Source organism: Niabella beijingensis (assembly GCF_020034665.1).
Lineage (GTDB): Bacteria > Bacteroidota > Bacteroidia > Chitinophagales > Chitinophagaceae > Niabella > Niabella beijingensis.
On sequence record NZ_JAIQDI010000002.1, the window covers coordinates 1,388,077 to 1,401,034 of the forward strand.

Annotated in this window: 15 protein-coding genes; 13 read left to right on the forward strand and 2 right to left on the reverse strand. The window is 37.7% G+C overall.

Annotated elements, in window-relative coordinates:
* Nucleotides 1–6 precede the first annotated feature (6 nt).
* From K7B07_RS21810 to K7B07_RS21845, 8 genes are read left to right on the forward strand one after another with little or no spacing between them, the layout of a single operon-like run.
* Nucleotides 7–966 (forward strand): ABC-three component system protein, encoded by a 960-nt coding sequence (locus K7B07_RS21810; protein WP_223712663.1) that lies wholly within the window; start codon nt 7–9, stop codon nt 964–966.
* Nucleotides 963–1,229: an ABC-three component system middle component 6 gene (locus K7B07_RS21815; protein ID WP_223709474.1), complete on the forward strand. Its 267-nt coding sequence runs from the start codon at nt 963–965 to the stop codon at nt 1,227–1,229. Before K7B07_RS21810 ends, K7B07_RS21815 begins: the two co-directional genes overlap by 4 nt.
* Nucleotides 1,201–2,946: a DUF2326 domain-containing protein gene (locus tag K7B07_RS21820; protein ID WP_223712664.1), complete on the forward strand. Its 1,746-nt coding sequence runs from the start codon at nt 1,201–1,203 to the stop codon at nt 2,944–2,946. The genes K7B07_RS21815 and K7B07_RS21820 overlap by 29 nt, the downstream gene beginning before the upstream one ends.
* Nucleotides 2,947–2,998: 52 nt before the next feature.
* Nucleotides 2,999–4,054, forward strand: a complete 1,056-nt coding sequence (locus K7B07_RS21825; RefSeq protein ID WP_223712665.1) for a hypothetical protein — start codon at nt 2,999–3,001, stop codon at nt 4,052–4,054.
* A gap of 59 nt (nt 4,055–4,113) precedes the next feature.
* Nucleotides 4,114–5,196, forward strand: coding sequence for a hypothetical protein (locus K7B07_RS21830; protein ID WP_223712666.1), 1,083 nt, complete (start codon nt 4,114–4,116; stop codon nt 5,194–5,196).
* A gap of 51 nt (nt 5,197–5,247) precedes the next feature.
* Complete coding sequence (locus K7B07_RS21835) at nt 5,248–6,024, forward strand: hypothetical protein (protein WP_223712667.1); 777 nt, start codon at nt 5,248–5,250, stop codon at nt 6,022–6,024.
* Nucleotides 6,025–6,047: 23 nt separating this feature from the next.
* On the forward strand, nt 6,048–6,692 hold the full coding sequence (locus tag K7B07_RS21840) for a hypothetical protein (protein ID WP_223712668.1): 645 nt from the start codon (nt 6,048–6,050) through the stop codon (nt 6,690–6,692).
* 26 nt (nt 6,693–6,718) lie between these two features.
* Nucleotides 6,719–7,429 carry a GIY-YIG nuclease family protein gene (locus K7B07_RS21845; RefSeq protein ID WP_223712669.1) on the forward strand — a complete coding sequence of 237 codons (711 nt, stop codon included), beginning with the start codon at nt 6,719–6,721 and terminating at the stop codon, nt 7,427–7,429.
* A 13-nt stretch (nt 7,430–7,442) separates the two neighbouring features.
* Here K7B07_RS21845 and K7B07_RS21850 read toward each other — a convergent pair whose 3' ends face one another.
* Nucleotides 7,443–7,847, reverse strand: coding sequence for a helix-turn-helix domain-containing protein (locus tag K7B07_RS21850; RefSeq protein WP_223712670.1), 405 nt, complete (start codon nt 7,845–7,847; stop codon nt 7,443–7,445).
* Nucleotides 7,848–7,994: 147 nt separating this feature from the next.
* Here K7B07_RS21850 and K7B07_RS21855 point away from each other — a divergent pair, with 147 nt between their 5' ends.
* Nucleotides 7,995–8,441, forward strand: a complete 447-nt coding sequence (locus tag K7B07_RS21855; RefSeq protein WP_223712671.1) for a hypothetical protein — start codon at nt 7,995–7,997, stop codon at nt 8,439–8,441.
* Nucleotides 8,442–8,443: 2 nt separating this feature from the next.
* Complete coding sequence (locus tag K7B07_RS21860; RefSeq protein ID WP_223712672.1) at nt 8,444–9,283, forward strand: HEPN domain-containing protein; 840 nt, start codon at nt 8,444–8,446, stop codon at nt 9,281–9,283.
* Nucleotides 9,284–9,303: 20 nt separating this feature from the next.
* Here K7B07_RS21860 and K7B07_RS21865 read toward each other — a convergent pair whose 3' ends face one another.
* A complete protein-coding gene (locus K7B07_RS21865) occupies nt 9,304–9,753 on the reverse strand; it encodes a DUF305 domain-containing protein (RefSeq protein ID WP_067754987.1) in 450 nt (149 codons plus the stop codon).
* Nucleotides 9,754–9,952: 199 nt separating this feature from the next.
* On the opposite strand from K7B07_RS21865, the gene K7B07_RS21870 reads away from it, so the two are divergent.
* The 3 genes from K7B07_RS21870 to K7B07_RS21880 all read left to right on the forward strand — a co-directional run bounded on the left by K7B07_RS21870 (nt 9,953) and on the right by K7B07_RS21880 (nt 12,866).
* The gene (locus K7B07_RS21870; RefSeq protein WP_084490136.1) at nt 9,953–11,254 is read left to right on the forward strand and encodes a spondin domain-containing protein; all 1,302 of its coding nucleotides are present in this window, start codon (nt 9,953–9,955) and stop codon (nt 11,252–11,254) included.
* 8 nt (nt 11,255–11,262) lie between these two features.
* Nucleotides 11,263–11,949, forward strand: a complete 687-nt coding sequence (locus K7B07_RS21875; protein ID WP_223712673.1) for a peroxiredoxin-like family protein — start codon at nt 11,263–11,265, stop codon at nt 11,947–11,949.
* Nucleotides 11,950–12,026: 77 nt separating this feature from the next.
* A complete protein-coding gene (locus tag K7B07_RS21880; protein ID WP_223712674.1) occupies nt 12,027–12,866 on the forward strand; it encodes an AraC family transcriptional regulator in 840 nt (279 codons plus the stop codon).
* Nucleotides 12,867–12,958 lie beyond the last annotated feature (92 nt).

Sequence of the window (12,958 nt, forward strand, 5' to 3'; positions counted from 1 at the left end):
ACTGCAATGTTTGTAACCCTAACTGCTGATGATCTATATATTGCTCGAAAGCTATTTCAATTGGAGATTTACAAAAGAAATGGGCAAAGTTATGAAGACTTCTTCTCAAAAATAATGCGGCTGCATAATATTGATTTCATTCAGATTAAACCACAGGGACAATTTGGTGATAGAAAAAATGATGGATTTATCAAATCGACGGGGCAGTATTATCAAGTATATGCTCCGGAAAATCTTTCACACAAAGAAAAGGATACGATTGAAAAGCTTGTGACCGATTTCAATGGTCTATATGCATATTGGAATGCCACAGTAACGCCAATTTTAGAATTTAATTTTGTATTAAATGATAAATATCAAGGTACATATCCCTCCTTACATCCGGAGTTGACAAAAATAGAAGGAAATCATGCCGGCGTAAAATGCAAGCCATTTTTAAGTCAACATTTGGAAGATATCTTTTTAAAATTACCGCACAGTAATATTGAAGATGTACTTGGTAAAATCCCCACAGCAGAAGATATAAGCTTAAATGTATCAAATCTTAATGAAGTTATCGAGTATTTAATAAGTTTAAAAGATGGCGCATCACCCGAGAATTTCCCAGTAAATCCTGATTTTGAAGAAAAAATAGTATTTAATTCCTTGAGCTCACCGGCAGCAACATTTCTGCGCTATGGTTCTTATCAAGATGGAGCTCTTAAAGATTTTTTTAAAGTGAACAGCACCTTTGCTAAGGATGATCTCAAGAATACATTTTCGAAATTATATAAAGACGCTGTACAGGAAATCCCAGATTCAGATAGTAAAAATGATTTGGTTTTTTTTGATATTGCAAAAAAGGCTTATCCTAAACAAGGGAAGGTTTATCAGGACGCTGTGTTTGTTCTAATGGCTTACTTTTTTAGCTATTGTGATATTTTTGAAGAGCCCCCTCTAAAACAACAACAAACTTTGTTTCAATGATTCTACCATCAAAGCACATTAGAATATCTGAATCTTTAATTGGACTGGGAGCATATCTTTTGAAATACCTAAATGATGGGCCTAAGTCGGTTGATCAGCTTTGGTTTAAAGTCGGCAAACAAAATGAAACAAAAAAAGCGTTTTCGTATCATGGTTTTGACAATGTTGTTTTAGCTTTAAATTATTTATTTATTATTGGAGCTATTGATATTAATTCTGAAGGACTAATTTATAATGCGGTTAATAAAACTATCAGCAAATAATCCCGGATTCAAAACAATTGAATTTAACAGGATAGGCCTTTCCCTTATTGTGGGGAAAAGGCATAACAATGACTATACAAAAAATAAAAAGGACACTTACAATAGCGTTGGGAAATCATTATCTATTGCCTTAATTAATTTTTGCTTGGGCTCACAAAGGAACCCTGAGTTTGAAGCAAAGCTAAATGACTGGGAGTTTACATTGCAGTTCGAGCTTAGCGATATTTTATTTACTGCTACGCGTAAGTGTAGTAATCAAGGAGCAATTTATCTAAATAATGAAGAAAAAACGCTCAAAGAATATACAGATTTTCTTTCTTCAAGGGTTTTCGAAATTCCAGAAAATACAAAGTATCTGACTTTTCGTTCATTGTTGCCGCGTTTTCTTCGTCCCCGAAAAGCTAGCTATAATTCCTTCGACAATTTTATCCCTGAAGAGCAAGAATTTCAACGCACCATTAACAATGCCTTCCTTTTGGGACTCGATGTTTCACTTGTCTTGAAGAAATTTAACTTAAAAGATGAGTTTGATAAGATTGAAGACATGCGAAAGGCATTTGAAAAAGATACTATTATAAAATCTTTTTTTGAACAGAATGAAGATGATGACTTTGAAATTGATGTAGTTGATTTAAAAGTGAAAATTCAAAAGCTTGAACAAAATCTATCAAAATTTGAGGTAGCGGAAGATTATCATGAAGTCGTAAGAGAGGCGGATGAATTAAAATTGCAAATTAAAACACTCGATAATAAAGCAGCAACCATTAAAATAGCACTTTCCAATATTGAAAAAAGCTTAAATATTACTCCTGACATACCCAAGAAGCGTATCGAACAGTTGTACAAGGAGGCAATGGTCAGCCTGCCAGATGCTGTTATAAAACAGTTGGCTGATGTTGAGGAGTTTAATAAAAAAATACTTGATAATAGATCCAAACGTTTATTGAAAGAAAAATTGAGTTTCGAGAAAAAACTTTCTGAAATAGTCGCAAACTCTAAGCGATTGGGGAAGCTGAAAGATGCTAGGCTTGAATATTTGAATAGTAAAAGTGCTTTAGATGAGTTTACAAAAATGAACGATCAGTTGAAAGAACTAAAAATAAAGCTTGACAGCATTGAAAAGTATCGTCAATTAAAGCAAGAGTATAAAACCAAGTCGGAAGAGTTAAAAAGAGAGTTTAGTTTAGAAAACACGAAAACCTCGAACTACCTGGAAAGCAACCGCCTTTTACTTGAGAACAATATTCTAATCTTCAAATCTCTGGCAGAAGAGTTTTACGAGCATAAAAGAGCGGGTATTGAGGTTAAAAGCAATGAAGGAGTAAATAAAAATAGATTTGAAATAAGAGCAAAAATTGATGATGATAAAGGAGATGGGGTTAATGACGTAAAAATCTTTTGCTTTGATTGGACTCTGCTACTTGCAAAACATCATCACAAAATGGAGTTTATTTTTCATGATAGCCGTCTGTTATCAGAAATAGATTCCAGGCAACAAGCCTCACTCTTTAATGTGGCGGACAAAAAAACAAAAGAAAATAATCTTCAGTATATTATTTCAGCTAATCAAAATACCCTCGATTCTGTAAAAATTGAAATGGGTGAAGAGGAATATAACAAAGTCATTGCTGATAATATTATTCTTGAGCTTACTGACGAATCCGAAGAATCAAAGCTGCTGGGAATCAAGATAGATCTGGATTATGATAAAGAGTAACAATTTTCTTCTCCTCAGTTAGTCAAAAAACGTAAACAAACTGCTTAAAGTTATGAAGAATGAGGAAAACGATTTTGCTTGCTTTTTTAATGAGCTTATTAACTCAGCCTATAACGATTACAATTCAATTACCTTCTCTTCTTCCGAAATCAAAGCCCTAATATTCGGTAACAGTATCAACTTACACAGAATAAGTGATGCCCGCAAGTGTTCTGTAAAATATTGCCGAAAAAAAGCGGTCATGTCCCATCTATTTCAAGAATCTATACTAAGAAAAATTGCGAGTGCTGGTCATTTGATAGCCCCTAATGTTGACTTTAAAAAAATTAAAGTTGAATTAATGGAAGTAGGAATAAACAGGGCCTTTACTTTTCCTGGTTTTTGCAAAGAGCATGAAAACTTATTTGAGTACGAAAGAAAAGAATCTATCGAATTTGAGCAAGAGTTGCGTTTGCTGATTTATAAAAATGTTTGCTATCATCAGGTTTTTTGGGATGTAGCTGTCAAAAAAACAGTGACAGCAATGAATCGTGCAGTTGAAAAGAAGCATAGTAAGTTTGAAAACATATTTGGAAATAAATATTCGGAGGGCTTTGCGGATTTGGGCATTGATTTGGAAAAGATGCGGTTTCCTGATCTAATACAGGAGCACTATCAAAAAGATCTAAAAGATCGAAAAAAGGAAATTTCCCGTATTTCAAAATTTAAAAACCAAATATGGGAAGATATAAAACATAATAAGGACAAAAACATTAGATCGTATGTTGTAGAACTAAGCAGCTCGGTTCCCATCTTTCTCTCCTATAATGGAGAATTAACCATAAAGTACAAAAGGAAATATTTTAACCATCCTGTTAATTATATTGTGCATCCATTTAAGAATAGCACAATTGTAGTTTTCTCAGTTGTTTCAAGTCATTTCAAATCCCTGAAAGAAATACTTAGTTGCTTTTCAGCAATTGAAATAGTACAATTTATTTGCTATTCAATGGTATATGTTTCGGATAACTGGCTAGTGAACCCCGATTTTTATAAACGCGTATATCCACCGGCTTTAAGAGAGATTATTGAGTCGGCTCATACCTTACCTATACCTCGGTCTGAATAATCCTGAAAAAAGATACACTTCCGCTTCTCAATATCGCACAATAAAATCCTAATAACTTAATGCAAAATTTCATAAACAATCTAACTCAACCGCAAGCCACATTGCTGGCAGCAATATTAAGCGCCTTAATAGCCATATCCGTTATTTTTATCAACAAGTTTTTCGAAAGAAAAGCAAAACGAAAAGAAAAGTCTGACACAATTAAAAAGTATGCAAACCCTTTGATTCTTTCTTTGGAACAACTTGCCTGGAGGTTAAAAGAAATTCTGGAATTCAAGGGCGTTTATTTATTGCCGAATGCACCAGAAAATGGCTTTTTTAAATACAAGTTTGAAAGCACAACATACAGACTATGTGCAGTATTAGGATGGTTGGAAGCTGCAAAAAAAGAACAGTCTTATTTGTCAGGGTTCAAAATAAAACAACATAATAGTATTCAAATAGCGATTAAATCTTTTCAAAAAATATTGGCTGATGGCTCGCATGTAGAGGTATCAATACTTGACGAGCTTTCAAAACTTTATAAGCTTAACCAAGTTAAATTACCAGATAGTGAACGAGCCTTAGTTGGAGTAAAAATAGAAGAAATTGTTTTCAAGCATATCCCGACAAATATAAAAGCAGCTGTAAGCGAGCTTGACGAGCCTACCCAATTGGAGCTAATCAAGGAAATATTGGATTTGATTTGTTCTAAAACAAGTCAGGCTTCTATTAGTAAAGAAACTATACAGGAATTGAGGTATGCATCAATTAGTGAAATTTCCAGGGAGTACTGCTGGATATATAGGGATTGGCAAAACGCAATAGGAGAAACGATGTTAAAGCCAATTCAAAATGCTAGTAGAAGATTTGATATATTAAGTTTCTCTGACTTTGAGGAGACAAAGCGTTCCAATAATTGGTTGAAAAAGACAGATGGACTTTTTACCGCTATTGATGTTTCCAAAGAAGACAGATTTGACAGTAGAGTATCGCAACTGCGTCAACTTTTTGGCGTAACAGTTAATTTGATTGTCGTGTTAAAAAGTTTGATAAAAAAACAGGAAACAATTTCGCAAGCATCAATCACTTCTTTGCAGAAGTTCAATACTGGAATTGGTAATAAAGAGGAGAGTCAGTTCAAAAAAACGAGTAAAGATTAGAATCAGGTATGAATAGCATTTTTTCTCCCAACCGTAAATTTATTTTCACGCATGACACTGGAGCACAAAGGGATGCTACTAAGAACAGGGCTCAGAAATAATGCTAAAAGCATCATTGAAGGCCTTGACAAAAAATATATATCCAAAGATGGAGAAAAGCAAAACATTCCAGATATATGCATGTTTTGCGGATCGTCAGAGAATTTAACAAAAGAACACGTATTATCTCGCTGGGTTTTTGAGAATTCACCTAACAAGTTTTTCACGACGGACATTAATGGACTTAATCAAACATACATAAAAACGACTATCCCTGCGTGCCTTGTATGTAATTCGGATATTTTAAATTCTTTAGAAAAGTATGTCCAGGCCAGTTTTAAAAATAGAGATGTTAAAAAGCAGCCATTTACTATAGAAGAACTCGAAAGCATTATTCTGTGGTTAGAAATAATTGATTACAAATTTCAAATACTTAATGCTCAGAGAGAATTTAAGGCGTCGAAAAGTTCAGGATATATTCCATACTTGGCAGATTTCCCTTTGTCTGTCTTAAGAAAATCGGTAGATTATTCTCCCAAAAAGACAATAACTGAAATTAAGCGATCGCAAAAGCGTCTTTTGATTAAAAGTAAGTTGAATGCCATTAACTCTCTAATAGTATTTAGGACAACTAATAAATCCTTTCATTTTTTCCATCACATGGATGATTTTATATTTTTGGAATTGCCCAGACAACAAATAGCTCTTTTTTATTTTTACAAAAAGAAATTTACTGATAAAGCTATCGCATTTGAAAATGCAATGAAAATCATAAACACTCTTTATTAAACTCGCATTATATAATCAATTCTATGTATAATATCACGTTACTTTCTTCATTCCATAGAGAACTAGGTAAATGCAACTCAACAGAGTTGTATAAGATCATTGAAGAAATACGTCCAGATGTCATATTTGAAGAACTCCCCCCTGATATTTTTAATATAATTTATAACGAAGACTGGAATCCTCAATCGCTAGAAGCAATTACAATTAAAAAATATTTAAGAACGTATCAGATTGAGCATTTTCCAGTTGATACTTGTGAGAAAAACGAAACGGACCTTTTTAGTGGGTATGATATAATATCGAATAGAAATATTGAATATCTTGAATTTTTTAAACAGCATTTATCATTTATTAGTCAGCATGGGTATTCCTTTCTCAACAGCGATAATTGTGTTAAACTAATTGATAAAATGCACATTCTTGAGGAGAGCGTTTTATTAGACATGAATGACACAAAGCTATTACATCAATATAAATCGGATCGAGAGTTGGATAATAGACGCGAAAATGAAATGCTTGATAATATTTATAATTACAGCAAGCAATATCCTTACGACAGAGCTCTATTTATATGCGGGGCCGAGCATAGAAAAACAATAAAACAAAAAATACAAGCACGAGAAAGGGTGGAAAAATCACATTTGAATTGGTTATTTTATAATAATTAATGGTTTTACCTATTCAACACAACAATATGACAAAAGAATTCATACTAGCGGAAATAAAACGGGTGGGGACAGTAAATGGGAAATCCATTGGTCACAAGCGCTTTTCAAATGAAACTGGGATTCAAATGGCGGACTGGTATGGGAAATATTGGGTTAGATGGTCGGATGCTCTTAAGGACGCGGGTCTTTCTCCAAATGAATTCAATAAGGCTTACTCTGATGAATTCGTAATAGAGAAGCTAATATCATTAATTCGGGAGTTAGGGCATTACCCTGTAATTGGCGAAATACGAATCAAAGCAAGAGAAGACAAAAGCTTTCCTGCTCACAATGTTTTTAACCGTGTAGGAAATAGACAAACACTTATAAAAAAACTCGCCGCATTTTGCGGTAATAAAAGCCAATATGCCGATATAGTTCAAATATGTTCAGAACTAAAATTTCCGGGCAATTTGGAAAAAGAGAAAGACTATAACTTAATTATCGGTGCTGTTTATTTAATTAAATCAGGCAAGTTTTACAAAATAGGACGCTCTAATTCAACGGGCCGGAGACATTACGAATTAGCCATACAATTACCTGAAACCGCCGAGGTAATTCATTCAATTAATACAGATGATCCTGTCGGAATAGAAGCATATTGGCACAACCGGTTTAGTGAAAAGAGGAAAAATGGAGAATGGTTTGAACTAAACCAAAACGACATTAATGCATTTAAGAGAAGAAAATTCATGTAAGCGGCGCTGAATATCACTTCACCTTCTCCAGCAGCTTCTGCAAAAGCTCCATCTTCTCCTTCTCCGCCTGCAGCAAGCGCTCGTACAATTTCCGATTTTCGGCAATTTCTTCAGCCCATTTATCTATGGGATTAAAAGTGCATTTATAATTAAAATCACCTTTACTATTATCGTTAAAGGTATTTATGTAGGAAATGGCAGCATCCTCATCAAAATTCTTGATCGCCTCCACTGGTACTTTCAAGACATCTGAAATCTGTTTCAATAACGATTCTTCAATTTCTTCCTTTTGTTCCAGCAGTGATATTTTACGTTGGTTCCAATCATCGCCCAAATCAGCGGCCAACGCTTCCTGCTTTATGCCCATCATTTCCCTAAACCGCTTTACATTTCTGCCCTGGTGTATTGTTTTCTCCATAAGATTTGATTTTTATGCCTTTACAGCGTTTTTCAAAGATAAATAAATCGCCCTGCTAAAATACCTCATTTTTCCAATAAATTATCGCCTTTTCAGTTAGGATAGCGGCCGCAGCAGGTGGAGATTTAGGGCACAAATGCAAAAACTATGAAAAAGAAACCCATGCCCAAACAAAAACAGCGCAGGCCCAAGCCGGAACTAAAATGGCAAACCGGGGCCTATGAGCGGTTTGCTGATTTTAATTTCATTCTACCGTATCAATTTCTGCTGCTCTGCCGCCTGATGGAGGTAACACCGCAGGAGGCCCTAACTGATTTTATGGATGACCTGTCTTGCGGCAGTTGGAAACGTGAGGGTCGTGACGCCGCCAAAGAACACCTCATCAATTACTTTATTGCACACGGCTACGGGCAAGAATATTATTCGGAGGCCGATATCCGCCAAATTTTTAAGGAAATGGATGCCGTTGGTCTGCTGTTTCCACGGGAAAGTAATGGCAAAATAGTAGACCGGTACGCCAAATGGCGGGATAAACACCAAACCTGGTGGTTTAAAAAATGGTTTCGTAAACCCCGGCATACTAAAAACAGCTAACCATGAACGAAGAAACCGTTGCTAACCATAAAGCGCTTTATCTGACTGAAGAGGATAAAGCCATTGCCACAAAGATGGTGGCTACCATTACCAAAATTGTGCGGGCGGACACCATCTTTGTTTTAGGCAAAAAAGTAAATACAGCTCAGAACATATTTATGCCTGAATGCGCTACTGGCGCACGCACATCGGCATTTTGGCTGCTGATATTGATTACCGGCGATGATAAGCGGCACAAAATGTACCAGGACGAAATTGAACAAAAATGCAACTCGTCCACTGAGGTAAGTTGTATTGTAATGCAAACAAGCACTTTTGCACGCTGGTTTAATGAAAAGGATTCTTTTGCTTTAACCGTTTTATCAAACGCCCCATTTATTTGTAATACTAACCTCGAACTTAAAGAATGGAAAAAGGAAGCTGTGATGGAAACTATTCCGGAAACCGATAAAAAGGCATTTGAAAAGTGTTTCAAACTTTTTAACGAATACATTGCCGGGGCAGAACTTTTTACCGTAAGGAAACAGTACCGGCTGGCTCTGTTTATGTATCACCTGGCTACAGAATTGTTATTAACGGCCTTTATAAAATCCCAAACCGGTCTGGAGCTGCATATTCACAATATTAATCACCTTAATCATTACCTCAGCTTTATAGCTCCCGGTATTGCAGAGGAATTCCGTGGCACAACACAAAAGGAACAAGAAGCATTCCGGCTGCTTCAAAAGTCCTATTGCTCGGCAAGGTATGATGCGGTCTTTGAGGTTGTATACCCGCTGCTGGAAATTGTTTACAAAAAATTGATGATTACCATCCTGAAAATGAAAGCTATGAATATCTAGGCAGTACTACAAAATTACTGTCATTTCATTCGTTGAAGCATTTGCTCCATCTGGTGGATCTCCCTTTCCTGGGATTGGATGATTTGTTCTGACAACTGTTTTACTTCCGGATCTTTAATATTTGCATGTTTACTGGTCATGATGGCAGAAGAATGGTGAGGGATCATCGCCCTCATGTATTGCACATCACTGATAGGCGTTTGGCTACGTAAAGCAGTCAATGCCGCAATAAAAACAACAATTGCTGTCACAATGATGGCGCGGTTTGTTCTCCTATTGGGGTACATACTACCCATCATCCCGATCATAATAATGGCCATTGGTGCTACCATGATCAGCGCCATATAGATCCTGGTAAGACTGGTATGGTAGTGTTCCGCCTGATCCATATTTACAAACATGGCTAAATACATGACGAAAAATGAGATAATCATCATGATACCAAATTTTCTGTAACTCATATGTTTCATAGCTAAACGTTTTATGATTGATCAATAAAGTGCTATCTATGTTTTAATAACCTCAATAATCAGTCCATAAAAATCATAAAGGTCTGTACTTCTATTTTTTATTAGATCGGGAAGTTTTGCCAACACACCGGGAACTATCGGTAACAATGCCGATAATTCCCGATGTTAGCTTTGTAGCACCAACAAAAAATATTTTATTATGAAATGTAAACACTTTGCCTGGTTGTCTTTGGTGGCACTTCCTCTAATGATAGTTGCCTGTGACAAAAATGACAATAATATCCCGTCAACATCTACAACCACTATTACAGTTGAGAATGTGCTGGCCTCAAAGTTGCTGGTGGAATCGGGAATTTTTAAAAACGACGGGGCGTCACCCGTTATTATGCCTGGTGAGTCGATTTCTTTGAAGTTTTCAGCAGCCAAAGGTCAGGCCATCAGTTTTGCTACAATGTATGGCTGGTCGAATGACCTGTTTTTTGCACCTGCGGGTCCTGGCATTAAACTTTATGAGGATACTGGAACACCGATCGAGGGTGATGTATCATCACAGATTAGTCTGTGGGATAATGGGACCCGTATCAATCAGGTTCCTGGTGCGTCCGTATCGCATCCCGGCACTGCAGAAACAACACCTAAAAATATCATGGAAGTAAACGGAACAGATGCGCAGGGTAACACATATGCGGCGGCTTCAAAGTTGATGAATGCCACGTTACACTATGACGGTAATTCTATGTTTACACTAACGATTGCTAATGCCTCGGGCAGTACGTCTAATCCAACACCTTTCAGCCCGGGCGTATGGGCTATATCTTATATCGCTGGTGGCAACCTGCTGAACCCCAATCCGATCTATGAAGCCGGTAAACTCAGCGCCAATGGATTGACCAATATTGCCGAAATGGGTGATAACAGTGTACTTGGCAATTACATCGCCGGGCAAACGGGTACCTTTACCCCACTTTCGCCAGTGCTTGTTGTCGTTTACAGTGGTATTGATAACCCGATCTATAAAACAGGAGAGAAAGACCGTGGCAAAGGACTGAAAGAACTGGCACAAAAAGGAAATGCCAGCGGGTTAGCGGCCTACCTTAAAACCGTACAAGGTGTAAGGGATGTATATGTGCTGGCTGCGGAAGGTTCCACCGTTCTGTTACCTAAAATTGGTGGACAGGCAGGAAGTAGTGTTTCGCAGGAATTAATGGTTGCAAAAGGAGATCGCCTTGCTATTGCGACTATGTACGGGCTTTCCAACGACTGGTTCTTTGCATCTAAAGATAACGGTGTGGACGCAACCAGCAAAGGAGATATATCCTCCTCGATAGGACTGTTCGATGATGGCACTGCCGTGAACCAGTTTCCCGGTGCGGGTATTACACAGTTTAATCTGGCAGGAACTCCTTTGGAAGAGAGCAAAGCTATTGAAGCGGTGCCTAATCCCAACGCCTTTACTACATTGCCGGCAATACCGGAGATTATAAAAGTGACGCTCAAATAAGATAAAAAATGAGTACTTTAATAAAGATTGTTATTGCCGCTTTCCTGTCGGTGGCTTGTTCAATAGGTGGCGTTCATGCCCAGCAGCATAAAGAGATAAAATCACCCGGCATGAATGGTAAAATGAAAATGGAAGCAATGCCGAGTGTAATTCCGCAAAGACCGGAAGATATCAGCCCCTTGCTCTACGGAGAAAAGATTCCTATGGCGGTACTACCAAGTGCATCCGGTCAAATGGTTGATTTGAGCAAAGCTATTTCCAGGAAGCCGACCATCCTGGTATTTTACCGCGGGGGTTGGTGCCCCTATTGTTCCAGACAGCTATCCGGTTTACAGGAAGTGCTGCCTGAACTGGAAAAGCTGGGCTATCAATTGATTGCCATCAGTACCGACACCCCGGAGGGCCTTATGCAGTCAGCCCAAAAGGAAAAGCTAAGTTACCTATTGCTGTCAGATGCAGACCTCACATTATCCAAACAGGTTGGAATCGCTTATAAAGCGCCGAAAGGATACTGGGAAATGCTTCCTAAAACAACCGGAGGAAAAGATGCAGACCTGCTGCTTCCGGTACCGTCGGTGTTCATACTGGACAGAACGGGCACCATTCATTTTGAGTATATGAACCCGAATTTTAAACAGCGTTTAAGCCCGGATTTATTGAAAGCCGCAGCAGCGAGTATCCGGAAGAATCTTTAACGTTTTAAAAAACGAAAGAGAAATCGTGAAATATTGAATTTTGTAAAGACCTTTAACAGGCAAATATAAGGCAGGTTATGATCAGGGAATATGATGAAAAGGCAACATCAGCGCTATTTGTAATGCACCGCAATAACAAATTATTTTGTGGTAAAGGGCTTCGTACCGTGGGAAGCAATCCCATCAATACCTTTGTTTACAATAGCGGAGCAGCCCAGCAGGTTGTGATAGATGAGATCGCCTACAACATGCCTCCGCTGAGTATTTTACCACTGGTTTCCAATCAGCATTTCGTATTTCAACGCCCGGAAGCTTTGACCGCCTGGCAGTTTAACCGGGAATTTTATTGTATTGTGGACCATGATGCAGAAGTGGGTTGCGTGGGATTTCTTTTTTATGGCATCCGGCATCCCATGTTCATTAAATTAGATAAACAGGCTGCCGAAGAAATGACCCACCTGGAAAAGGTATTTTCCAGCGAATTGCAATTAAAGGACAACTTCCAGGGAGAGATGTTGCGTGCGCTGCTGAAAAGAGTGATCATAAAGACTACCCGAATGGCAAAGTTACAGTGTGAAAGTTACCGGCAGTTTCCAGATGAACGAATGGATTTAATTCGAAAATTCTCGCTATTGCTGGAGATCCATTTTAAGCTGGAACACGAGGTCCGGTTTTATGCAGCCGCTCTCAATAAATCCCCTAAAACGCTTAGTAACGTATTTGCGCTGTTAAAGCATCCGCCACCATCGGTCCTGATCCGAAACCGTATTCTGCTGGAGGCCAAAAGGAACCTGCATTATACAGAAAAGTCTGCGAAGGAAATTGCTTATGAACTGGGCTTTGAAAGCCCGGCACATTTCAGCCGTTTTTTTAAGTTATATTCGGGTAGCAATATTTCAACCTTCAGGAATCTTTGACGGCATAGAGATAAAATACCATTTAATATAACGGCTTGGTCCGATCCCCGGCCATTCGATATCCGGAGGTACCGCGGTAGCAATTTAGCTAC